General features: G+C 52.5%; 22 protein-coding genes. 9 read left to right on the top strand and 13 right to left on the bottom strand.

Translation table 11 applies throughout. The features are described 5' to 3' along the window. Positions 1-60 precede the first annotated feature (60 nt). On the bottom strand, positions 61-1,452 hold the full coding sequence (gene xanP, locus FEK47_RS16135; RefSeq protein ID WP_130222452.1) for a xanthine/proton symporter XanP: 1,392 nt from the start codon (positions 1,450-1,452) through the stop codon (positions 61-63). A 280-nt stretch (positions 1,453-1,732) separates the two neighbouring features. Between xanP and gltS the strand changes: the two genes are divergently transcribed. Further along, a complete protein-coding gene (gene gltS, locus FEK47_RS16130) occupies positions 1,733-2,938 on the top strand; it encodes a sodium/glutamate symporter (RefSeq protein ID WP_064526038.1) in 1,206 nt (401 codons plus the stop codon). Positions 2,939-3,126: 188 nt separating this feature from the next. On the opposite strand, the gene recG is transcribed toward gltS, so the two are convergent. Genes recG through gmk form a run of 5 tightly spaced genes read right to left on the bottom strand, consistent with a single transcriptional unit; the run spans position 3,127 to position 8,990 of the window. Further along, positions 3,127-5,208, bottom strand: coding sequence for an ATP-dependent DNA helicase RecG (gene recG, locus FEK47_RS16125; RefSeq protein ID WP_135487015.1), 2,082 nt, complete (start codon positions 5,206-5,208; stop codon positions 3,127-3,129). A 5-nt stretch (positions 5,209-5,213) separates the two neighbouring features. Then, positions 5,214-5,903: a tRNA (guanosine(18)-2'-O)-methyltransferase TrmH gene (trmH, locus tag FEK47_RS16120; RefSeq protein ID WP_112324919.1), complete on the bottom strand. Its 690-nt coding sequence runs from the start codon at positions 5,901-5,903 to the stop codon at positions 5,214-5,216. Between the two features lie 6 nt (positions 5,904-5,909). After that, the gene (gene spoT, locus FEK47_RS16115; RefSeq protein ID WP_135487016.1) at positions 5,910-8,018 is read right to left on the bottom strand and encodes a bifunctional GTP diphosphokinase/guanosine-3',5'-bis pyrophosphate 3'-pyrophosphohydrolase; all 2,109 of its coding nucleotides are present in this window, start codon (positions 8,016-8,018) and stop codon (positions 5,910-5,912) included. Positions 8,019-8,036: 18 nt separating this feature from the next. Next, complete coding sequence (rpoZ, locus tag FEK47_RS16110; RefSeq protein WP_000135058.1) at positions 8,037-8,312, bottom strand: DNA-directed RNA polymerase subunit omega; 276 nt, start codon at positions 8,310-8,312, stop codon at positions 8,037-8,039. 54 nt (positions 8,313-8,366) lie between these two features. Continuing rightward, entirely contained in the window at positions 8,367-8,990 is a 624-nt protein-coding gene (gene gmk, locus FEK47_RS16105; protein WP_010344504.1) for a guanylate kinase, read from the bottom strand. Positions 8,991-9,248: 258 nt separating this feature from the next. Here gmk and ligB point away from each other — a divergent pair, with 258 nt between their 5' ends. Continuing rightward, positions 9,249-10,934, top strand: coding sequence for an NAD-dependent DNA ligase LigB (ligB, locus tag FEK47_RS16100; RefSeq protein WP_135487017.1), 1,686 nt, complete (start codon positions 9,249-9,251; stop codon positions 10,932-10,934). Here ligB and FEK47_RS16095 read toward each other — a convergent pair. Next, on the bottom strand, positions 10,931-11,548 hold the full coding sequence (locus tag FEK47_RS16095) for a trimeric intracellular cation channel family protein (protein ID WP_064526048.1): 618 nt from the start codon (positions 11,546-11,548) through the stop codon (positions 10,931-10,933). The genes ligB and FEK47_RS16095 overlap by 4 nt on opposite strands. A gap of 251 nt (positions 11,549-11,799) precedes the next feature. Next, positions 11,800-12,663: a YicC/YloC family endoribonuclease gene (locus FEK47_RS16090; protein ID WP_000621326.1), complete on the bottom strand. Its 864-nt coding sequence runs from the start codon at positions 12,661-12,663 to the stop codon at positions 11,800-11,802. A 126-nt stretch (positions 12,664-12,789) separates the two neighbouring features. Between FEK47_RS16090 and rph the strand changes: the two genes are divergently transcribed. From rph to FEK47_RS16075, 3 genes are all read left to right on the top strand, one after another. Beyond that, positions 12,790-13,506: a ribonuclease PH gene (gene rph / locus FEK47_RS16085; protein WP_001247086.1), complete on the top strand. Its 717-nt coding sequence runs from the start codon at positions 12,790-12,792 to the stop codon at positions 13,504-13,506. A 65-nt stretch (positions 13,507-13,571) separates the two neighbouring features. Continuing rightward, on the top strand, positions 13,572-14,213 hold the full coding sequence (pyrE, locus tag FEK47_RS16080; RefSeq protein ID WP_000806177.1) for an orotate phosphoribosyltransferase: 642 nt from the start codon (positions 13,572-13,574) through the stop codon (positions 14,211-14,213). A gap of 297 nt (positions 14,214-14,510) precedes the next feature. Next, positions 14,511-15,470: a reverse transcriptase family protein gene (locus FEK47_RS16075; RefSeq protein WP_135487018.1), complete on the top strand. Its 960-nt coding sequence runs from the start codon at positions 14,511-14,513 to the stop codon at positions 15,468-15,470. A gap of 45 nt (positions 15,471-15,515) precedes the next feature. Here FEK47_RS16075 and slmA read toward each other — a convergent pair whose 3' ends face one another. From slmA to coaBC, 3 genes are all read right to left on the bottom strand, one after another. Then, complete coding sequence (gene slmA / locus FEK47_RS16070) at positions 15,516-16,112, bottom strand: nucleoid occlusion factor SlmA (protein WP_130206731.1); 597 nt, start codon at positions 16,110-16,112, stop codon at positions 15,516-15,518. A gap of 106 nt (positions 16,113-16,218) precedes the next feature. Further along, complete coding sequence (gene dut, locus FEK47_RS16065) at positions 16,219-16,677, bottom strand: dUTP diphosphatase (protein WP_000976070.1); 459 nt, start codon at positions 16,675-16,677, stop codon at positions 16,219-16,221. After that, positions 16,655-17,875, bottom strand: coding sequence for a bifunctional phosphopantothenoylcysteine decarboxylase/phosphopantothenate--cysteine ligase CoaBC (gene coaBC, locus FEK47_RS16060; protein ID WP_130215156.1), 1,221 nt, complete (start codon positions 17,873-17,875; stop codon positions 16,655-16,657). Before coaBC ends, dut begins: the two co-directional genes overlap by 23 nt. Positions 17,876-18,046: 171 nt before the next feature. Between coaBC and radC the strand changes: the two genes are divergently transcribed. The 4 genes from radC (at position 18,047) to mutM (ending at position 20,263) form a co-directional block, all read left to right on the top strand. Beyond that, positions 18,047-18,715 carry a DNA repair protein RadC gene (radC, locus tag FEK47_RS16055; protein WP_130215158.1) on the top strand — a complete coding sequence of 223 codons (669 nt, stop codon included), beginning with the start codon at positions 18,047-18,049 and terminating at the stop codon, positions 18,713-18,715. Between the two features lie 216 nt (positions 18,716-18,931). Beyond that, complete coding sequence (gene rpmB / locus FEK47_RS16050; RefSeq protein ID WP_000091955.1) at positions 18,932-19,168, top strand: 50S ribosomal protein L28; 237 nt, start codon at positions 18,932-18,934, stop codon at positions 19,166-19,168. A 20-nt stretch (positions 19,169-19,188) separates the two neighbouring features. Continuing rightward, a complete protein-coding gene (rpmG, locus tag FEK47_RS16045; RefSeq protein WP_001051798.1) occupies positions 19,189-19,356 on the top strand; it encodes a 50S ribosomal protein L33 in 168 nt (55 codons plus the stop codon). A gap of 97 nt (positions 19,357-19,453) precedes the next feature. After that, on the top strand, positions 19,454-20,263 hold the full coding sequence (mutM, locus tag FEK47_RS16040) for a bifunctional DNA-formamidopyrimidine glycosylase/DNA-(apurinic or apyrimidinic site) lyase (protein WP_135487019.1): 810 nt from the start codon (positions 19,454-19,456) through the stop codon (positions 20,261-20,263). Positions 20,264-20,301: 38 nt separating this feature from the next. Here the strand turns inward: mutM and coaD are convergent, their stop codons facing one another. Further along, a complete protein-coding gene (gene coaD / locus FEK47_RS16035; protein WP_001171866.1) occupies positions 20,302-20,781 on the bottom strand; it encodes a pantetheine-phosphate adenylyltransferase in 480 nt (159 codons plus the stop codon). 7 nt (positions 20,782-20,788) lie between these two features. Beyond that, positions 20,789-22,066 carry a lipid IV(A) 3-deoxy-D-manno-octulosonic acid transferase gene (gene waaA, locus FEK47_RS16030; protein WP_130215160.1) on the bottom strand — a complete coding sequence of 426 codons (1,278 nt, stop codon included), beginning with the start codon at positions 22,064-22,066 and terminating at the stop codon, positions 20,789-20,791. Positions 22,067-22,395: the final 329 nt, after the last annotated feature.

Here is a 22,395-nt window from a genome sequence, read left to right as displayed (position 1 = left end):
GGCGGGAATGGTGAAAGAGGGGCGCTGCGGCGGTAAAGAAACTTACCGCCGCTAAGTGAATTACGGTTTTTCCGGCGGGAAAATCAGGTTCAGCACAATGGCAGTAATACCGCCAGCGGCAATACCTGAAGAGAGCAGGTTTTTCAGCCAGTCAGGGGCAAATTGCAAAATCAGCGGCTGCTGAGAAACGCCCAGACCGACGGCCAGCGACAGTGCAATAATCAGAATTGCCCGACGGTTCAGCGGCTCGCGGGAAACGATGCGTACACCGGATGCGGCGATGGTGCCAAACATCACAAGCGTAGCGCCGCCCAGAACTGGCTCTGGGATGTGTTGCACGAAACCACTCACTGCCGGGAACAGGCCCAGCACGATCAACATCAGCGCCACCACAAAACCGACATAACGGCTGGCAACACCCGTTAACTGAATTACACCGTTGTTCTGTCCGAAGCAGGAGTTCGGGAAGGTGTTAAATACTGCCGAGACAAACGAGTTCAGGCCGTTTGCCAGCACGCCGCCTTTCAGACGTTTCATGTACAGCGGGCCGGAAACCGGCTGTTCGGAAACGTCAGAGGTCGCGGTGATATCGCCAATGGTTTCCAGTGAGGTGATCATAAAGACCAGCATCAGCGGCAGCAGTAGGCTCCATTCAATACCAAGACCGTAATAGAGCGGCGTTGGTACCATAATCAGTTCTTGCGTCATCGGTTCGTTGCTTTCTGGCAACATACCCATAAACCACGCCAGCGCATATCCGGCCGCCATCGCAATCACCAGAGAGGCCACGCGTAAGTAAGGGTTACGTTGGCGGTTAAGCAGGATAATTAAGGCTAAGACCACACCCGCCAGCAGCAGGTTTTTCGGTGCGCCAAAGGTGTTGTCGCTCATGGCCGCATAGCCGCCACCAATGGACGTTAACCCAACCTGAATTAGTGACAGGCCGATAATCATCACCACGACGCCAGAAACCAGCGGCGTAATAATGCGGCGCGCCAGATGCAAAACGCGGGAGATCACCATCTCCGTGCAGCTTGCTAACATCAGCGTACCGAACAGTGCCGCCATCATGGTGGGAACATCAGCACCACCGGTCTTCAGCGCCGTGCCGCCCATAATCAGCGGGGCAACGAAGTTGAAACTGGTCCCCTGAATCGACAACAACCCGGAACCTACCGGCCCCCAGGCTTTAATCTGAATAATCGATGCCACACCGGAGGCAAACAGCGACATACTAATAATGTGTTGTGTGTCCTGTGCCGGTAAACCTAGCGCCTGGCAGATGAGAAGCGCAGGGGTGATCACCGCGACAAACATCGCCAGCAGGTGCTGACAGGCGGCAAACAGAGTTTGAGCAAGCGGTGGACGATCTTCAAGACGATAAATCAGTTCGCTGTTTTGAGTCTGCGCAACCGGTTGCGCATTTTCTGACTCGAGGGTGGAAACAGACATCGAAAACAATCCCGTGGTAGCAAAGCGGGCATTTTAGCTGACCGAAGGGCAAAAGCAAACGTTTGCCATGCATTCTTCTAAATATTTAAATGCGATAAATGCACTTTTTTATATAACTTTTGGTTGTTTTCTGCTTAAAATCCATGCCATTTTTTTATTTTCAGCTAAGAATTCGAACCGGGAAAGCATGACTCGAAACTCGTCATAGTGCACCTTACAGTACATGTGCGATGCAGTATGACGAGTATGAAAGAGTGGTGCGGATACAAAGGAGCTATCTATGTTTCATCTCGACACTTTAGCAACGCTTGTTGCAGCAACGCTGACGTTGCTGCTCGGGCGCAAATTAGTTCACTCTGTCTCCTTTTTGAAGAAATACACCATACCGGAACCTGTTGCGGGTGGTTTGCTGGTGGCGCTGGCGCTGCTGGTGCTGAAAAAAACCATGGGCTGGGAAGTCAACTTTGATATGTCGCTGCGCGATCCGTTGATGCTGGCTTTCTTTGCCACCATCGGCCTGAACGCCAACATTGCCAGCTTACGTGCCGGTGGCCGTGTGGTGGGTATTTTCCTGATTGTGGTTGTTGGTCTGTTGGTGATGCAAAACGCCATCGGTATTGGTATGGCCAGTCTGTTAGGTCTTGATCCGCTGATGGGACTGTTAGCAGGGTCTATTACGCTTTCTGGCGGTCATGGGACTGGCGCGGCATGGAGTAAATTGTTCATTGAACGTTACGGCTTTACTAATGCGACGGAAGTCGCAATGGCCTGTGCAACGTTCGGTCTGGTGCTGGGCGGGCTGATTGGTGGCCCGGTGGCGCGTTATCTGGTGAAACACTCCACTACACCGAACGGTATTCCGGATGACCAGGAAGTCCCGACGGCGTTCGAAAAGCCAGATGTAGGGCGCATGATCACCTCGCTGGTGCTGATTGAAACTATCGCGCTAATTGCTATCTGCCTGACGGTGGGGAAAATTGTTGCGCAACTTTTGGCTGGCACTGCTTTTGAATTACCAACCTTCGTTTGTGTGCTGTTTGTAGGCGTGATACTGAGCAACGGTCTGTCAATGATGGGCTTTTATCGCGTCTTTGAACGTGCGGTATCGGTGCTGGGTAACGTAAGCCTGTCGTTGTTCCTGGCGATGGCGCTGATGGGCCTGAAGCTGTGGGAGCTGGCTTCGCTGGCGCTGCCGATGCTGGCGATACTGGTGGTACAGACCATTTTCATGGCGTTGTATGCCATCTTCGTCACCTGGCGCATGATGGGCAAAAACTACGATGCGGCGGTGTTGGCTGCGGGTCACTGTGGCTTTGGTCTTGGTGCAACACCGACGGCAATCGCCAACATGCAGGCGATTACTGAACGCTTTGGCCCGTCGCACATGGCGTTCCTGGTAGTGCCGATGGTCGGTGCGTTCTTTATCGATATCGTTAACGCCCTGGTGATTAAGCTGTATTTGATGTTGCCAATTTTTGCGGGTTAACCGATGAAGCGGCGGTGTAAGCGCCGCTGCAACAAAGACAAATGCCTGATGAGCTTCGCTTATCAGGCCTACATATTGATTCACAATTTATTGAGTTCGTAAGTTTCTGTAGGCCGGATAAGGCGCTCACGCCGCATCCGGCAGGAAGGTAGATCAACCTGAAACGGCGGTCTTCTCACCGCCGCCTTTTACGCATTCGAGTAACGTTCAGTCTCTGGCATCCAGCGTTCTATCAGGGCTTTTGCCTGCTGTGGGTAACGTTCATGAATATGTCGCGCCAGGCGCTGAACTTCCGGGATCATCGCCTGATCGCGCAGTAAATCCGCCACTTTAAATTCGGCATTCCCCGTCTGACGTGTGCCTAACAGTTCACCCGGTCCACGTATCTCCAAATCTTTCTGCGCAATCACAAAACCGTCGTTGCTGTCACGCAGCACTTGCAGGCGGATTTGCGCCGTTTTGGAGAGCGGTGTTTTGTAGAGCAGGACACAGTGAGAAGCCACCGCGCCACGACCTACACGCCCGCGCAGCTGGTGTAACTGCGCCAAGCCGAGACGCTCCGGGTTTTCGATAATCATCAGACTGGCGTTAGGCACATCAACGCCGACTTCAATAACAGTAGTGGCAACCAGCAGGTGTAGCTCACCTTGCTTAAACGATGCCATCACCGCCTGTTTCTCGGCTGGTTTCATCCGCCCGTGCACCAGACCGACATTCAACTCTGGTAGCGCCAGTTTCAACTCTTCCCACGTGGCTTCCGCCGCCTGCGCTTCCAGTAATTCCGATTCTTCAATCAACGTACAAACCCAGTACGCCTGACGACCTTCAGTCATGCAGGCGTGGCGCACGCGGTCAATGATGTCGGTACGGCGGGTATCAGGAATTGCCACTGTCGTCACTGGGGTACGTCCTGGCGGCAGTTCATCAATGACCGAGGTGTCGAGATCGGCATACGCGGTCATTGCCAGCGTGCGGGGGATCGGCGTGGCGGTCATGATCAACTGATGTGGATGGAAGCCCTGTTGCTGGCCTTTCTCCCACAATGCCAGACGCTGATGCACGCCAAAGCGATGCTGTTCGTCGATAATCACCAGCGCCAGACCGTTAAACTGCACCTGTTCCTGGAAAATGGCATGAGTGCCAACAATCATCTGCACCTGACCGCTGGCGATGGCTTCTTGCTGAGCCAGTCGCGCTTTACCTTTCTGCTTACCGGCGAGCCAGCCCACTTCGATACCGAGCGGTTCAAACCAGTTGCGGAAGTTATTGGCGTGCTGCTCGGCAAGTAACTCGGTGGGTGCCATCAGCGCCACCTGTTTGCCGTGCGCAATCGCACGCAGCGCGGCGAGGGCGGCGACCAGCGTTTTACCGGAACCTACATCGCCCTGTACCAGACGCATCATCGGCACATCCAGCGCCATATCGCGCTCGATCTCCGCCACTACGCGTGCCTGTGCGCCCGTTGGCTTGAACGGTAAGGCGGCGAGGAGTTTATTTTTCAGCGCGTCATTGGCGCTAAGCGGCTGGGCATGGAAACGTTGCGCTCCGGCGCGTAACGCCAGCATGCTAAGGTTGTGCGCCAGCAGTTCTTCCAGAATCAGACGACGTTGCGCCGGATGCTGCCCGGTTTCCAGATCGCTAAGTTGCAGCGTTGGCGGTGGGCGATGCAGAGTGCGCAACGCTTCCGGTAACGTCATCATTCCTTGTGACAGTTCCGGCGGCAGGAGTTCTTCAATGGCGCAGGTGTCGAGCAGATCCAGCGCCTGGTCGGTTAATTTACGCAGCGTCGCCTGCTTTACGCCTTCGGTGGTTGGGTAAACCGGCGTGAGCGTTTCCTGCAACTCTGGCGTACTGAGATCGCCCTGTACGCGGTATTCCGGGTGGATCATCTCCGCGCCATATTTGCCGCGCTTTGCTTCGCCATAGGCCAGCACGCGGCGGCCCGTCGCCAGGCTATTTTTCATCGCCGCGCTGAAATTGAAAAAGCGCATGGTGAGAATGCCGGAACCGTCGCTGATCTGGCAGGTCATCATCCGCCGACCGCCGAAGGAGATATTGCAGTTCAGCACTTCGCCTTCCACCGTGGCATAAACGCCCGGCAGTAGCTCACCGATGGGGTAGAGATGGGTGCGATCTTCGTAGCGCAGGGGAAGGTGTAAGAGTAAATCCTGCACAGTATGCAGATTGATTTTCGCCAGCTTGTTACTTTGCGCCGCGCCAACGCCCGTTAGGGAACTGAGCGGGACAGCATCTAACAGGCGACCTTTCATGGCACTTACCCTGCAGCCTGCATAGTGGCCCACCAGTCGGCATCGGCTTCAATTTCGCCTTGCTGATTGACGTGGGGGTAAGGCAGGCCTTTGCGTTTTGCGACTTTCGCCAGCACCGGATAGCCGCCTTCAAATAATAAACGTTGTTGCTCTGCTTCCGGCAACATACTGTTTTCATGCAGGTACATGCCTGCGTTTTGCCGCTGGCGCTGGGCTTCGTAAAGAATGAGGGCTGAGGCAACGGAAACATTCAGCGACTGCACCATGCCGATCATCGGAATGATGATGTCCTGATCCGCCAGGGCTAATGCTTCCTGAGTGATGCCCGTTTTCTCCTGACCCATCAAAATACAGGTCGGGCGGGTGTAATCAATTTCGCGGAAATCGACAGCGTTATCAGAAAGATGGGTTGCCAGAATCTGCATGCCCTGGCCTTTCAGATGGGCGACGGCATCGCCAATGGTACGGTGCGTTTTCACCTGTACCCAACTGTTGCTGCCAGCCGCAGCTGAAGCCATAGTGCGCATCCGGCTACCAGGCCAGACGGCGTGGACTTCGTGTACGCCAACGGCATCTGCGGTACGAATGATCGCAGAAACGTTATGGGGTTTGTGGACCTGCTCCATGCAGACGGTCAGATCAGGCTGCCGCCTGGCGAGCATTTCGCAGATACGTGCATAACGTGTTGGGTTCATAAAACATTAATTTCGGTTTCGGGTGACTTTAATCACGTCTGGCATCACGCGGATTTTGCGCATGATATTCGCCAGATGCACACGGTCACGGGCGGTCAGACGAATAAAGGCGCTGTAGACGCGACCATCCTTTTCTTCTGTATTCAAACTTTGAATATTGGAATTGGTCGTATTGATCGCTGCCGTCAGGTTTGCCAGCGCGCCCTGATGATTGAACATCTCCACCTTGATTTCGGTGATGAACTCTTGCGCCGTCTCTTTATCCCACTCCACAGCCATAAATTTCTCTGGCTCTTTCTGGTAGCCACGGATGTTACGGCAGGATTCATGGTGGATCACCAGTCCTTTACCGGGGCTGACGTGGGCGATAATCGGGTCGCCAGGAATAGGGCGGCAGCATTTCGCAAAGGTGATCAGCACGCCATCGGCACCTTTAATTGGCAGATGTCCGTGACTTTGGGTTGCCGGTGGAATGGAGGCGTCCCCATGTTGCAGATTTTTCGCGACCACCACACTCATTGCGTTACCAAGGCCGATTTCTGCCAGCAGATCGTCAAGCGTTGCCAGCTTCATACGGTCCAGTTCACGCTGAATATTTTCCTGCGGGATTTCATTCAGCTTACGGCTACCACCCAACGCATGGTTGAGTAGACGGCGGCCCAGGCTTACAGAATCATCACGCTTGAGGTTTTTCAGCAGCTGACGAATTTTGGCGCGCGCTTTCGAGCTGACGACAAAGTTCAGCCACGCGGCATTCGGGCGAGCGCCCGGTGCGGTAATGATTTCAACGGTTTGACCACTGGTAAGCGGCTGCGACAGCGGGTAAGGCTGACGATCGACGCGCGCGCCCACGCAGGCATGGCCGATATCGGTATGCACCGCATAAGCGAAGTCGACGGGCGTTGCACCGGCAGGCAGCTCGACAATGCGCCCTTCCGGTGTGAAAACGTAAATCTCATCCGGGAAGAGATCGGATTTAACGCTCTCGATAAATTCGAACGAGCTACCGGCGCTCTGTTGCAGCTCCAGCAAGCTTTGCATCCAGCGCTGGGCGCGGATCTGCGCGGTAGTACTGGTTTCGCCGTGCTCTTTATAAGCCCAGTGCGCGGCAACACCCATCTCCGCCATCTGATCCATATCTTCGGTGCGGATCTGGACCTCAACCGGCACGCCGTGCGGGCCAATCATCGAGGTGTGCAAAGATTGATAGCCGTTCGCTTTTGGAATGGCGATGTAGTCTTTCACGCGACCCGGACGCGGCTTGTACAGGCTGTGCATCTGGCCGAGCACGCGATAACAGGTGTCGGAATCATTGACGATCACGCGGAAGGCGTAGATGTCCATAATCGAGTGAAAACGCTGCTCTTTGAGCACCATTTTGCAGTAAATCGAATAAAGATGCTTTTCGCGACCACTGACGCGGCACGGTATTCCCGCTTCCTGCAAACGCCCTTCGATTTCCGAGAGGATTTTTTGGATCATCTCTTTACGGTTGCCGCGCGCGGCTTTCACCACTTCTTTGATTACGCGATAACGGTTGGGATACAGCGCTTCAAAACCCAGTTCTTCGAGTTCGGTTTTAATGTGGTGGATACCTAAACGGTGCGCCAGCGGGCTGTAAATTTCGAGAGTTTCACGGGCGATGCGGCGACGTTTGTCCGGGCGAAGTGAGCCCAGCGTGCGCATGTTGTGGGTACGGTCTGCGAGTTTGATGAGAATGACGCGGATATCCTGCACCATCGCCATAATCATCTTGCGAAAGTTTTCGGCCTGCGCCTCTTTCTTATCGCGGAACTTGAGCTTATCAAGCTTTGATACTCCCTCTACCAGTTCGGCGACGCTTTTACCAAAAAGCTGTTCCATGTCCTGGTAGGTGGCGGGAGTATCTTCAATCACGTCATGCAGCAGCGCTGCCATTAGCGTTTCATAGTCGAGTTTCATCTCGGCCAGAATGCAGGCAACCGCTACCGGGTGCGTGATATAGGGTTCACCGCTTGAACGTGTTTGCCCCTCGTGAGCATCACGTGCAACGAGATACGCCTGCCGCAGACGTTTGATTTGGTCTTCCGGCAGGTAGGTTTGAATCAGTTGATTCAGGCTTTCAAACAGATACAAGGGCGACCCGCTTTGTGATTAACGACGACCTTCAGCAATAGCGGTAACGGCTTGTAATTCAGCGGCTTCCTGCTCTTGCTGTTCCTGGCGTTCGCGAACATCGAGGATCTGGTTGTTGATCAGACCTTCTTCGATTTCGCGCAACGCGATTACTGTGGTTTTATCGTTTTCTTCCGGTACCAGCGGATCCTTTCCGCCTACCTGCATCTGACGAGCGCGACGCGCGGCGACCAGTACCAGGTCAAAACGGTTACCAATTTTCTCTACAGCGTCCTGAACAGTTACGCGTGCCATACTTAAAAAGCTCCACAGGTGAAGAAATGACTGGGCATGATACTGAAAGAAGGTTCAGTCTGCCAACAATTTGCTGATTAAAGCGTCATGACGCTGCTTTTGGCGGCTCATGCGCAAGCGTTCGGCGCGAATGATAGTCTTTAGATCACCCAGAGCGGTGTCGAAATCATCATTCACTATTAAATAATCATATTCGGCGTAATGGCTCATTTCTGCAACTGCTTGCGCCATACGCTTTGCAATGACCTCTTCGCTGTCCTGACCTCGACCCCGTAAACGGCGGTCTAACTCAATTTTTGACGGCGGTAGAATAAAGATACTCCGCGCATGCGGCATTTTCTGGCGAATTTGCTGTGCGCCCTGCCAGTCAATATCCAGAAAAACATCCACGCCGCTCGCCAGTACTTGCTCAATGGCCTCGCGTGAAGTGCCATAGTAATTACCGAACACTTCCGCGTGCTCAAGGAATGCATCTCTGCTAATCATCTCTTTAAATTCATCATGATTAACAAAGAAGTAGTGTTCGCCATGTACTTCACCCGGACGCGGTGCGCGCGTGGTGTGTGAAACAGAAACCTGAGTGTCGTACAACGGTTGGGTTTTTAATAAAGCCTGAATCAGGCTGGATTTACCCGCGCCACTGGGGGCAGAAACAATATAAAGCGTGCCTTGAGCCATGAGTATCTTTCGTATGTGATTAAGCGAAATAAAGCCTACATACGGGCTTATTATACACGGCGCGGCCATGTGACGTAGCCCTTGCTCACACTTTTTGCGCAAAGTTGTTGCGTTTTGCGTACCTGTTTCCGCAATTCCCGGTCATTTACTGCAACAAAGACGATTCTCTGGAAGCGTCATCTCACACTTTATTTTTGCCTCTCGGTTTTGCATTCATCTCGTTGTATATCTGCCCGCCTGACTACAGCGGAGGTGACGATGAAAGTATGGATTGCAGTGTTAATGAGTATTTTGTGCTGGCAATCATCAGCGAAGGCGGTCTGCCCGGCCTGGTCTCCAGCCAGAGCGCATGAAGAAATCTCCCGCCTACAACAGCAAGTAAAACAGTGGGACGATGATTACTGGAAAAAAGGGAAAAGTGACGTGGAGGATGGGGTTTACGATCAGTTAAGCGCCCGCCTTGCACAGTGGCAACGCTGTTTTGGCGAAGAGACAACGGGTGACGCTATGCCGCCGCCGTTGAGTGGCACGGTTATCCATCCGGTTGCGCATACGGGGGTACGTAAGTTAGCGGATAAAAATGCGTTACGTCTGTGGATGCATGAGCTCAGCGATCTTTGGGTACAGCCAAAAGTTGATGGCGTTGCGGTAACACTGGTCTACCGTGATGGAAAACTGATTAAAGCGATCAGTCGTGGCAATGGGCTTAAAGGTGAGGACTGGACGCAGAAAATACGCTTGATTCCTTCTGTTCCGCAATCTGTTAGCGGAGCTTTGGCCAACAGTACCCTGCAGGGTGAGATATTTCTCCAGTGTGATGGGCATATCCAACAACAAATGGGAGGAATGAATGCCCGTTCAAAGGTCGCTGGCATTTTGATGCGCCAGGACAATAGCGACACGCTGCATTCACTGGGCGTGTTTATCTGGGCATGGCCGGATGGACCACAGTTGATGGCCGAGCGATTACAGCAGCTTGCTACTGCGGGCTTTACTTTGACGCAGAAGTATACCCTTGCGGTGAAAAGCGCAGACGAGGTTGAGCGAGCACGTAATGAGTGGTGGAAAGCGAAATTGCCCTTCGTCACCGATGGCGTGGTGGTGCGAGCGGCTAAGGAACCCGAATCCCGTCATTGGCTACCGGGTCAGGCGGACTGGCTGATAGCGTGGAAATATCAGCCTGTGGCCCAGGTTACTGAAGTAAACGCGATACAGTTTGCTGTCGGTAAGAGCGGAAAAATCTCGGTGGTGGCATCACTCGCGCCTGTCATGCTGGATGATAAAAAAGTTCAGCGGGTGAACATTGGTTCCGTCAGACGTTGGCAGGAGTGGGACATTGCACCTGGCGATCAAATCCTTGTGAGTCTTGCCGGTCAGGGTATTCCACGCATTGATGAAGTGGTCTGGCGCGGTGCAGAACGCACAAAACCGACGCCGCCAGAAAACCGTTTTAACGCGTTGACATGCTACTTCGCTTCTGATGTTTGTCAGGAACAATTCATATCGCGATTAGTTTGGCTGGGATCAAAACAGGTTTTGGGGCTGGAGGGCATCGGTGAATCTGGCTGGCGCTCGCTGCATCAGACGCATCGCTTTGAGCATATTTTTTCCTGGCTTTCATTAACGCCAGAGCAATTGCAGCACACGCCGGGGATCGCGAAGAGTAAAGGTGAGCAGTTATGGCATCAGTTTAACCTGGCACGTCAGCAGCCTTTTACTCGCTGGGTGATGGCAATGGGAATACCGTTAACCCAAACGGCGCTTAATGCCAACGACTTCAGCTCCTGGGAGCAACTTTTGCAGAGAAGCGAACAGTATTGGCAGCAACTACCGGGGACAGGGCTGCGTCGCGCAAGTCAGGTTATGGAATGGAAGAATAATGCGCAAATCAAGATGCTGGGCAACTGGTTGGCTGCCCAGCAGATCACAGGTTTTGTGCCTTAGTGGCCTTCGTGGCTGTAATAAAAAACCGGTAATCCCAGTTTAAGACGCAGCGCCAGCAAGCGAGCGAAAAAGCCGAATACCAGGGTGGAAATAATCACCACATCATGGTTGGAAACATAGTGTTGCAGTGCGATATACAGCACGGCGGAAGCAAAAGAAACCCCGGCGTACAACTCTTTCTGGAATACCAGTGGGATGCGTTTACAGAACATATCGCGCAAAACGCCGCCAAACACGCCAGTCGTCACAGCCGCGACAACGGCAATGATCGGGCCGTGTCCCATATCCAGCGCGACCTGTGCGCCAATGATAGAAAAAACCACCAGTCCGAGTGCATCGAGCACCAGAAAGACTTTACGCAGGTAAGGCATCACGGGAGCAACGATGGTGGTGAATACGGCGGCGGTGGCGACGATAATCACATACTCCGGGTGTTTGACCCAGCCGAGCGGATAGTGGCCCAGCAGAATATCACGTACTGATCCTCCGCCAATTGCGGTGGCGGTAGCAATGATAATTACGCCAAATGTATCCATGCGCCGCCGTCCGGCCGCCAGCGCCCCTGTCATGGCTTCGGCAGTAATGCCAACCAAATACAAAATGTGTAACAGCATGGTTCTCTCCCTAAAAATCTGCCTGGCAGGGTAGCGATTTGTGCGCATTGTCACGATTGAGATTTTTTAAGGAGAGTTGTAATTGATAACTTATAGTTATGTGAAGTTGGCGTTTTGTGTAGTGAGAATGCATTTTTCTGATTTTGTGATAAGAAAAATGCATTAGAAAAAGTATGGGGTAAATAAATATGAGGATGAAACTATATACGTAGCGCCGCTGTAATTAACAACGGCCTACGGAGATATGTCGCTTACTCGATGTTCTGAATCTGCTCGCGCATTTGCTCGATCAACACTTTCAGCTCGATGGCGGAGTTTGTCACTTCGGCATTGATAGATTTCGACGCAAGAGTGTTCGACTCGCGGTTGAACTCCTGCATCATAAAGTCCAGACGACGGCCAACCGCTTCTTTTTTCTTCAGAATGTTGTACGTCTCTTTAACATGCGCTTCGAGGCGGTCCAGCTCTTCGGCAACGTCAATTCGTTGTGCCAGCAGAACCAACTCCTGCTCCAGACGGTTATTTTCCAGCTGTACCTGGGCATCTTCCAGCTTTGCGACCAGACGCTCACGCTGCCATTGTAGGATTTCCGGCATATGGGCGCGGACTTTGACCACTTCGGCGGTGACGCCTTCCAGACGCTGCTCGATCAATGCTTTCAGCGCCTGACCTTCGGTTTCACGCGCGATGATAAAGTCGTCCAGGGTGCCATCCAACGCCGCAAGAATTTCAGCAGCAATGGCGTCGAGATCCTGCTCCTGGGCTGCCATCACGCCTGGCCAGCGCAGAATATCAACCGGGTTGATTTCCCCTTCGTCGCTCTGCATTTTTACCCAGTTCGCGGCAGTTACCAGCTGTTTAGCCAGTTTTTCGTTGAGGATCAGCTCACCTTGCGCGCTGACATCTGGCTCATAGCGCAGGGTACATTCCACTTTACCGCGCGTCAGGCGAGAACGAATACGCTCGCGAACGACAGGTTCAAGGCTACGGAACTGCTCCGGCAGACGAAAGTAAGTTTCCAGATAACGCTGGTTTACCGAGCGCATTTCCCAGGTTGCGCTCCCCCATTCACCCTTGATTTCACGCCGGGCGTAGGCGGTCATACTGCGGATCATAGACGTTCCTGTTTATAAAAGGAGAGGTGGAAGGATTATAGCCATCGATGCCTTGTCAGGATAGGAATAACCGCCGGAAGTCCGTATAATGCGCAGCCACATTTGTTTCAAGCCGGAGATTTCAATATGCGTCCAGCAGGCCGTAGCAATAATCAGGTGCGTCCCGTTACCCTGACTCGTAACTATACAAAACATGCAGAAGGCTCGGTGCTGGTCGAATTTGGCGATACCAAAGTGTTGTGTACCGCCTCTATTGAAGAAGGCGTGCCGCGCTTCCTGAAAGGTCAGGGCCAGGGCTGGATCACCGCAGAATACGGTATGCTGCCGCGTTCTACTCATACCCGTAATGCCCGTGAAGCGGCGAAGGGTAAGCAGGGCGGCCGCACGATGGAAATCCAGCGTCTGATCGCTCGTGCATTGCGCGCCGCAGTAGATTTGAAAGCCCTCGGTGAGTTTACTATTACGCTGGATTGCGACGTACTTCAGGCCGATGGCGGCACCCGCACTGCTTCTATCACCGGTGCTTGTGTTGCACTAGCCGATGCGCTGAATAAACTGGTTGAAAATGGCAAGCTGAAAACTAATCCAATGAAAGGGATGGTAGCCGCGGTTTCTGTCGGTATTGTTAACGGTGAAGCGATTTGCGATCTGGAATACGTTGAAGACTCAGCGGCTGAAACGGACATGAACGTGGTGATGACCGAAGACGGACGCATCATTGAAGTGCAGGGGACGGCAGAAGGCGAGCCGTTCACCCATGAAGAGCTGCTCACCTTGTTGGCGCTTGCCCGAGGGGGAATCGAATCCATTGTAGCGACGCAGAAGGCGGCGCTGGCAAACTGATTTTTAAGGCGACTGATGAGTCGCCTTTTTTTTGTCTGTAGAAAAGTAAGATGAGGAGCGAAGGCATGAAACCATATCAGCGCCAGTTTATTGAATTTGCGCTTAGCAAGCAGGTGTTAAAGTTTGGCGAGTTTACGCTGAAATCCGGGCGTAAAAGCCCCTATTTCTTCAACGCCGGGCTGTTTAATACCGGGCGCGACCTGGCACTGTTAGGCCGTTTTTACGCTGAAGCATTGGTGGATTCCGGCATTGAGTTCGATCTGCTGTTTGGCCCTGCTTACAAAGGGATTCCGATTGCCACCACAACCGCCGTGGCGCTGGCGGAGCATCATGACCTGGACCTGCCGTACTGCTTTAACCGCAAAGAAGCAAAAGATCACGGTGAAGGCGGCAATCTGGTTGGTAGCGCGTTACAAGGGCGTGTGATGCTGGTGGATGATGTGATCACCGCCGGGACAGCGATTCGCGAGTCGATGGAAATTATTCAGGCCAATGGCGCGACGCTTGCTGGCGTGCTGATTTCGCTCGATCGTCAGGAACGGGGTCGCGGCGAAATTTCGGCGATTCAGGAAGTTGAGCGTGATTACAACTGCAAGGTGATCTCTATCATCACCCTGAAAGACTTGATTGCTTACCTGGAAGAGAAGCCAGAAATGGCGGAACATCTGGCGGCGGTTAAGGCCTATCGCGAAGAGTTCGGCGTTTAAAAATATGCGCTGTGCAGGTTTTTTACTGTGCGCAGCGTGATGCGCTTTAAGATATCGTGTTAATCTGCTTTCGCCAGCAGTGGCGATAGCGTTTCCGGCCTTTTGTGCCGGGAGGGTCGGCGAGTCGCCGACTTAACGCCAGTAGTATGTCCATATACCCAAAGCCGCTTCATTGTACTTAAGTACGCTTCGCGTACGTCGCGCTGACGCGCTCAGTACAGTTACGCGCCTTCGGGATGGTTTGATGGTATTGCCGCTGTTGGTGCCTCTTTTGGCCGCCGTGATGTGGAGAGTGGAATGGATGCTACCCGGATAACCCTTCTGGCGCTCGATTTGTTTGGCTCGCCGGGCTGGAGTGCCGATAAAGAAATACAGCGGCTGTATGCGCTCAGTAATCATGTCGGACGCCATTACCGACGCATTATTCTTTCTAAGTGCCACGGTGGTCAGCGGATGGTGCTAGCCCCTGATTACTTGCTCAAAACCGTACAGCGCAACATTCTTAAGAACGTACTTTCACGATTTCCGCTTTCCCCTTTTGCTACCGCCTACCGGCCAGGTAGCCCAATCGTCAGCAACGCGCAGCCACACTGCCAACAGCCGCAGATCCTGAAACTCGATATCGAAAACTTTTTCGATAGCATTAGCTGGTTACAGGTCTGGCGTGTATTTCGCCAGGCCCAGTTGCCAAGTAATGTGGTAACCATGCTGACCTGGCTTTGTTGTTATAACGACGCGTTACCGCAGGGGGCACCAACTTCGCCAGCCATTTCCAATCTTGTGATGCGCTGTTTTGATGAGCGCATAGGGGAATGGTGTCAGACTCGGGGAATTACCTACACCCGCTACTGCGATGACATGACCTTTTCCGGTCACTTCAATGCCCGCCAGGTTAAAAATAAAGTGTGCGGATTGTTAGCGGAACTGGGCCTGAGCCTCAATCAACGCAAAAGCTGCCTGATAGCTGCCTGTAAGCGCCAGCAGGTAACCGGGATTGTTGTTAATCACAAACCACAGCTTGCCCGTGAAGCTCGCCGGGCGCTGCGTCAGGAGGTGCATTTGTGCCAAAAATATGGCGTTATTTCGCATCTTAGTCATCGTGGTGAACTTGATCCTTCAGGCGATCTCCACGCACAGGCAACGGCGTATCTGTATGCTTTGCAGGGAAGAATAAACTGGTTATTGCAAATCAACCCTGAGGATGAGGCCTTTAAACAGGTGAGGGAAAGTGTAAAGCGAATGCTGGTGGCATGGTAAGAAAAGCGTCAGGCAGACGTTTCTGCCTGAACGTTTAGGGGAGAATTACTGCAACTGCGCAGCAATCAGTGGCCAGCGGGCGTCAAAATCATCCGTCGGGCGGTATTTAAACTCGCTGCGGACAAAGCGTGACAGCATACCTTCACAAAATGCCAGCAACTGGCTTGCCAGCAGCGTTTCATCGGTGGTGTAACCTTCACCCTCACGCATTCTCTTTTCACGCAATACCTGACGCAACTGCGCTTCAATACGCTCGAACAGTTGGTTGATGCGCCCTTGCAGGCGGTCTTGTTCAAACATCAGCGCATGCCCGGTAAGGATGCGGGTCAGGCCAGGATTACGCTCACCAAAACCGAGGAGCAACAACACAATCAGACGCAGGCGCGTTGTGGTGTCCTTCTCATCTTTCAGAATCAGATTGATGCGAGTAATCAGGCTATCTTCGATAAACTCAATCAGGCTATCGAACATGCGGGTTTTACTGGGGAAGTGGCGATACAGAGCCGCTTCGGAAACGCCGACAGAGGCGGCCAGTTTCGCTGTCGTGATACGTTGGCTTCCATCGCTGGATTCCAGCATCAGCGCCAGAGACTGAAGTATTTCTTCGCGACGGTTCCTTTTCGCAGTTTGTTTTTCTGCCATGTTACAAAATACCCCTGAAAATAAGCACTTGCCAGGCGGCACCCACGCTATGACCGCAAACGAAATGTTTGCGGCAATGTTATGACGTTATTTGGATGCGTATGTGTTACTGACGACCAGAGTGACCAAAGCCGCCTTCACCGCGGTCGGTGGCGTCGAAATCTTCCACCAGATTAAATTCGGCCTGTACCACCGGAACAAAAATCATCTGGGCGATACGTTCGCCAGGTTGAATGGTGAAGCTGTCCTGACCACGGTTCCACACGGAGATCATCAACTGACCCTGATAGTCAGAATCGATCAATCCCACCAGGTTACCGAGCACGATGCCGTGCTTATGGCCCAGTCCGGAGCGCGGCAGCATCATCGCCGCCAGTGAAGGGTCGGCAATATGAATCGCCAACCCGGTAGGTACCAGGGTGGTGTCGCCCGGCGCCAGTTCTACGGCGTCGTCGAGACAGGCGCGCAGGTCAAGTCCGGCAGAACCAGAAGTGGCATAAGTCGGGAGCGGAAATTCCTTCCCAACGCGCGGGTCCAGAATCTTAACGTCGATTTTTTTCATCATAACGGGTCACGATCTCGTCGAGTAATAATTGGCCAAGGAGTTCTTTGCGCTCAAGCGGTAAGACTTTATCTCCGTCTTGCCAGAAAAGGTGTAATGCATTGCTGTCGCTGTTAAATCCTTGAGTTGGCCGGGAAACATCGTTCGCGCAGATCAGATCAAGGTTTTTACGAATACGTTTTTGCCGGGCGTATTCTTCCACATTATTTGTTTCGGCCGCAAATCCAACAACATAAGGCCTTTGGTCTTTTAGTGCGGCAACTCCGGCGACGATATCAGGGTTTTTGACCATTTTTATTGTTAATTCATCCCCCTGAGTCGCCTGCTTTTTGATTTTTTCACTGGCGACAGCGGCTGCGCGATAATCAGCCACGGCGGCGCAACCGATAAAAATATTTTGCTGCTGTACAGAGGCCTTCACAGCGGCTTCCATCTCCAGTGCGGTCATCACATCAACACGTTTAACAAACGGCGGTGTCGGTAGCGAAACCGGTCCGGAAACCAGTGTAACGTTCGCTCCGCGACGGGCAGCGGCAGCGGCGATAGCAAAGCCCATCTTGCCGGAGCTGTGATTAGAGATATAACGCACGGGATCGAGCGGTTCACGCGTCGGGCCGGCGGTAATCATAATGTTCAGATGTTTCAGGTCGTTGACGGGCGAAAAATGCGCTACCGCCATATCCACAATGGTTAATGGATCGAGCATTCGCCCAGGGCCGATATCACCACAGGCCTGACTGCCGCTATCTGGCCCCCAGATCAGCAAACCACGTGAGGCAAGTACCTCTAAATTATGTTGGGTAGCCGCAGCACGATACATCTGCTGGTTCATGGCTGGCAGTACGGCAACAGGCGCAGGCGTGGCCAGGCAAATCGTTGATACCAGATCATTCGCCATCCCGGCAGCTACGCGGGCAATCAAATCTGCCGTGGCTGGGGCGAGAATCACTAAATCAGCCCATTTACCCAGCTCAATATGACCCATAGCCGCCTCGGCTGCTGGATCCAGCAGACTATCGGAAACGGGATAACCCGAAACCGCCTGCAAGCTAAGTGGGGTGATGAAGGCTTTTGCCGCTTCGGTCATGGCTACGCGGACGTCTGCTCCGCGATCGCGCAAACGACGCACCAGCTCAGGGGTTTTATAGGCAGCAATACCGCCGCTGACGCCGAGAACGATTTTTTTACCGGCCAGGCTCATGATGATTTTTCCTGTAGGGGGACACCAGAAGTTGGCGATTTTATCACAATACTTTTGTTGTCGTGCTTTCACCTGAGAATCACTTTGCGAGGCGCTTTCCAGGATTGAAAACTGGCCGTCGATTTAACCAAACGACTATGACAGCATGCGCCCTCCACAAAGGAGGTGAAGGTGAAAAGCAATGTAGAATTGTTGATGCCACGCGAAAAAATGCTGAAGTTGGGCATTGGTGCGTTAACGGATGTTGAACTGCTGGCGTTATTTCTGCGCACGGGTACGCGCGGTAAGGATGTGTTAACCCTGGCGAAAGAGATGCTGGAGAATTTTGGGTCGCTATACGGCTTGTTATCCTCTGAATATGAACAATTTAGTGGCGTTCATGGAATTGGTGTGGCGAAATTCGCCCAGTTAAAGGGAGTTGCGGAACTGGCGCGGCGTTACTACAACGTGCGGATGCGCGAAGAAAGCCCGTTGCTCAGCCCGGAGATGACGAGGGAGTTTTTACAAAGCCAACTTACGGGAGAGGAACGAGAGATCTTTATGGTGATCTTTCTCGATTCCCAACACCGGGTCCTTACCCACAGCCGACTCTTTTCCGGCACGTTAAATCATGTGGAAGTCCATCCACGAGAAATTATTCGTGAAGCGATAAAAATAAACGCCTCGGCGCTGATCCTTGCCCATAATCACCCTTCTGGTTGTGCTGAACCCAGTAAAGCGGATAAACTCATTACCGAACGGATAATAAAAAGTTGTCAGTTCATGGATTTACGCGTGCTCGACCATATCGTGATTGGGCGTGGAGAATATGTTTCTTTTGCCGAACGCGGCTGGATTTAATCCGCTATGCGCGATCCTTCGGGATCTTTGTCTGTTCGGGACTTGAGCACATCGCCGAGTCAGCGTATACTACGCCACCTTTGAGAATCTCGGGTTTGGCATTTGGGCCTGGCAATCGAGAGTTCACATAGAACTGCGATGACCGGGCTGTAAAGCCTGACGAGGCGCCAATACCCCATACGAAGCTCGAGCTAATTTGATTTTTGGAGAATAGACATGTCCCGAGTCTGCCAAGTTACTGGCAAGCGTCCGGTGACCGGTAACAACCGTTCCCACGCACTGAACGCGACTAAACGCCGTTTCCTGCCGAACCTGCACTCTCACCGTTTCTGGGTTGAGAGCGAGAAGCGTTTTGTCACCCTGCGCGTATCTGCTAAAGGTATGCGTGTAATCGATAAAAAAGGCATTGATACAGTTCTGGCTGAACTGCGTGCCCGTGGCGAAAAGTACTAAGTACTTAGAGGAAATAAATCATGGCTAAAGGTATTCGTGAGAAAATCAAGCTGGTTTCTTCTGCTGGTACTGGTCACTTCTATACCACTACGAAGAACAAACGTACTAAGCCGGAAAAACTGGAACTGAAAAAGTTCGATCCAGTTGTTCGCCAGCACGTGATCTACAAAGAAGCGAAAATCAAATAATTTTCGCTTTGATGTAACGAAAAACCTCGCTACGGCGGGGTTTTTTGTTATCTGCCTGCCCCCATATTGACTGCATCTGTTCATTCCTGGAGATGCTATGCCTGAATTACCCGAAGTTGAAACCAGCCGTCGCGGCATAGAACCGCATCTCGTTGGTGCAACCATTCTTCATGCGGTGGTGCGCAACGGACGCTTGCGCTGGCCGGTTTCGGAAGAAATCTACCGTTTAAGCGATCAACCAGTGCTAAGTGTACAGCGCCGTGCTAAATATCTGCTGCTGGAGCTGCCTGAGGGCTGGATTATCATTCATCTGGGGATGTCTGGCAGCCTGCGCATCCTTCCAGAAGAACTTCCCCCCGAAAAGCATGACCATGTTGATTTGGTGATGAGCAACGGCAAAGTGCTGCGCTACACCGATCCGCGTCGCTTTGGTGCCTGGCTGTGGACCAAAGAGCTGGAAGGGCACAACGTGCTGGCCCATCTTGGACCGGAGCCGCTTAGCGACGATTTCAACGGTGAGTACCTGCATCAGAAGTGCGTGAAGAAAAAAACGGCGATTAAACCGTGGCTGATGGATAACAAGCTGGTGGTAGGCGTAGGGAATATCTACGCCAGCGAATCTCTGTTTGCGGCGGGGATCCATCCGGATCGGCTGGCGTCATCACTGTCGCTGGCAGAATGTGAATTGTTAGCTCGGGTGATTAAAGCGGTGTTGCTGCGTTCGATTGAGCAGGGTGGTACAACGCTGAAAGATTTTCTGCAAAGTGATGGTAAACCGGGCTATTTCGCGCAGGAATTGCAGGTTTACGGGCGAAAAGGCGAGCCGTGTCGGGTGTGCGGTACGCCGATTGTGGCGACTAAACATGCGCAGCGGGCTACGTTTTATTGTCGGCAGTGCCAGAAATAATTGATGCTTGCCGGATGGCATACCATCCGGCATAAACGCTACGCTAACTTCGCCATCAGCGCCTGATGGACATTCTCCGGCAGGAAATGGGTGACATCACCCTGATGGCGCGCCACTTCTTTAACAAGCGATGAAGAGATAAACGACCACTCTTTCGACGGCATCAGAAACACACTTTCCAGTTCCGGCATTAAGTGGCGATTCATATGCGCCAGCTGCATTTCATATTCAAAATCTGCCACCGCACGCAGACCACGAATCAGCACAGTGGCGTGTTGATTGCGGGCGAAGTTTGCCATCAAATCGCTAAATCCGACCACTTCAACGTTTCCCAGATGCGCAGTTGCCTGTTGTGCCAGCGCCACACGCTCTTCCAGAGTAAACATCGGTTTTTTACTGGGGCTGGCGGCAATCGCCAGAATAACGTGATCGAACATCTGCGTGGCGCGCGTCACGATATCGATATGACCATTGGTAATGGGATCGAAAGTACCCGGATAAATCGCCCGTTTTTGCATAACAACCTCAATGCGTTTTCGGTGGCAGGTAAGGTTCCAGCAGTTGAAGCAGACGCTGTAGCGCGCCCTGGTTTTGATACAGCACTTCAACGGCATGACGGCCATAGAAACTACGGTAATCGGCGTCGGTGAGTAAAGAGGAAACCTCTTTTGCAAGCGTAGTGGCATCGGTGACGGTAATCAGCCCGCTTGCCTGCTCCAGCCGCGCGCAAATGTCTTTAAAGTTAAAGGTATGCGGCCCCATCAACACCGGGATAGCGTGTGCGGCGGCCTCCAGCGGATTATGCCCACCGCGTTCAACCAGTGAACCGCCAACAAACGCGAGATCGGCAATACCGTACAGCAACATCAGTTCGCCCATCGTATCGCCAACCACCACTTGTGTACTGGCGGAAGGGACCTCTCCGGAAGAGCGTGTGATATAGCTTAGTCCAGCCTGGCGGACAAGGTTAATCGCATCCGGGAAGCGTTCCGGATGACGGGGTACCAGGATGAGCAATAAATTCGGGAACTGTTGTAACAGCGCCTGATGGGCGGCAATCACTACGCTCTCTTCGCCATCATGAGTACTGGTTGCAATCCATACCGGACGATGCGGCGCCCACTGGCGGCGCAGTGTTACTGCTTTAGCGGCCAACTGTGGCGTCACTGAAATATCGAATTTCAGGCTACCGGTGACGGTGACCTGATTATTTTTTGCACCTAGCGTCACAAAGCGCGCAGCATCTTCTTCATTTTGCGCAGCAATCAGCGTAATACGGCGGAGCAAGCGACGAACAAATTTACCCAGTTTGGCGTAACCTGCGGCAGAGCGTGCAGAGAGTCGCGCATTAGCGATAACCAGTGGAATTTTACGTTTATGTAGCGCCGCAATCAGGTTAGGCCATAGTTCGGTTTCCATAATCAACACCAGTTTTGGGTCGACTTTATTCAGGAAACGGTTGAGCGCATCGGGCAGATCGTAAGGCAGATAGACGTGCTGAACATCTTTTCCAAAAGCCGATTGTACGCGCTCCGAACCAGTCGGCGTCATAGTCGTGACTGTGATTGGTAAATCAGGATAGCGATGACGCAGCGCGCGCACCAACGGGATTGCCGCCAGGGTTTCACCGACGGAGACGGAGTGCAGCATAATGCCGCCTGGTGTTAGCGGATGGCGGTAAAAACCGTAACGTTCACCCCAGCGTTTTCGATAGGCCGGAGCCTTACGTCCGCGCACCCAGAGCCGTATCCAGATTAGCGGCTGAATAAGGTAGAGAAGGGCGGTGTAAAGCAATTCGAGCATAATAAATAGCTGACTTATGGATGTGCTGGGGATTCTATGTATTTAACGGTGGCTTTACCATTACTTTTCCCGTTTTTGACTTAAATAGCTTCAGTTTGGTCTGATCTGCCGCTACATCTTCATTTTTTTTGTATTTTTATGCGAATCATTGAAACTCGGCCCCATTTTCAACTCTACATTGGCCGTACCGACATTATCGACATGCTATTTTTTATCTGTTTGATTTATATGATTAAAACATATTTTGTGTATAAAAATCATTCGGGTCGGATTGCTGCGAAAGAAATGATACACTAGCACGTCAAGTAAGTGCGTTATCAGTATTCAGG

It is taken from the genome of Escherichia sp. E3659 (assembly GCF_005781135.1).
Classification (GTDB): Bacteria; Pseudomonadota; Gammaproteobacteria; order Enterobacterales; family Enterobacteriaceae; genus Escherichia.
This window is presented reverse-complemented; position numbering and strand designations above follow the sequence as displayed.

Bases quoted from the DNA above. Each gene is read 5' to 3' on its own strand.
- xanP (WP_130222452.1), bottom strand. From the start codon at position 1,452: ATGTCTGTTTCCACCCTCGAGTCAGAAAATGCGCAACCGGTTGCGCAG.
- gltS (WP_064526038.1), top strand. From the start codon at position 1,733: ATGTTTCATCTCGACACTTTAGCAACGCTTGTTGCAGCAACGCTGACG.
- recG (WP_135487015.1), bottom strand. From the start codon at position 5,208: ATGAAAGGTCGCCTGTTAGATGCTGTCCCGCTCAGTTCCCTAACGGGC.
- trmH (WP_112324919.1), bottom strand. From the start codon at position 5,903: ATGAACCCAACACGTTATGCACGTATCTGCGAAATGCTCGCCAGGCGG.
- rpoZ (WP_000135058.1), bottom strand. From the start codon at position 8,312: ATGGCACGCGTAACTGTTCAGGACGCTGTAGAGAAAATTGGTAACCGT.
- gmk (WP_010344504.1), bottom strand. From the start codon at position 8,990: ATGGCTCAAGGCACGCTTTATATTGTTTCTGCCCCCAGTGGCGCGGGT.
- ligB (WP_135487017.1), top strand. From the start codon at position 9,249: ATGAAAGTATGGATTGCAGTGTTAATGAGTATTTTGTGCTGGCAATCA.
- FEK47_RS16095 (WP_064526048.1), bottom strand. From the start codon at position 11,548: ATGCTGTTACACATTTTGTATTTGGTTGGCATTACTGCCGAAGCCATG.
- FEK47_RS16090 (WP_000621326.1), bottom strand. From the start codon at position 12,663: ATGATCCGCAGTATGACCGCCTACGCCCGGCGTGAAATCAAGGGTGAA.
- rph (WP_001247086.1), top strand. From the start codon at position 12,790: ATGCGTCCAGCAGGCCGTAGCAATAATCAGGTGCGTCCCGTTACCCTG.
- pyrE (WP_000806177.1), top strand. From the start codon at position 13,572: ATGAAACCATATCAGCGCCAGTTTATTGAATTTGCGCTTAGCAAGCAG.
- FEK47_RS16075 (WP_135487018.1), top strand. From the start codon at position 14,511: ATGGATGCTACCCGGATAACCCTTCTGGCGCTCGATTTGTTTGGCTCG.
- slmA (WP_130206731.1), bottom strand. From the start codon at position 16,112: ATGGCAGAAAAACAAACTGCGAAAAGGAACCGTCGCGAAGAAATACTT.
- dut (WP_000976070.1), bottom strand. From the start codon at position 16,677: ATGATGAAAAAAATCGACGTTAAGATTCTGGACCCGCGCGTTGGGAAG.
- coaBC (WP_130215156.1), bottom strand. From the start codon at position 17,875: ATGAGCCTGGCCGGTAAAAAAATCGTTCTCGGCGTCAGCGGCGGTATT.
- rpmB (WP_000091955.1), top strand. From the start codon at position 18,932: ATGTCCCGAGTCTGCCAAGTTACTGGCAAGCGTCCGGTGACCGGTAAC.
- rpmG (WP_001051798.1), top strand. From the start codon at position 19,189: ATGGCTAAAGGTATTCGTGAGAAAATCAAGCTGGTTTCTTCTGCTGGT.
- mutM (WP_135487019.1), top strand. From the start codon at position 19,454: ATGCCTGAATTACCCGAAGTTGAAACCAGCCGTCGCGGCATAGAACCG.
- coaD (WP_001171866.1), bottom strand. From the start codon at position 20,781: ATGCAAAAACGGGCGATTTATCCGGGTACTTTCGATCCCATTACCAAT.
- waaA (WP_130215160.1), bottom strand. From the start codon at position 22,066: ATGCTCGAATTGCTTTACACCGCCCTTCTCTACCTTATTCAGCCGCTA.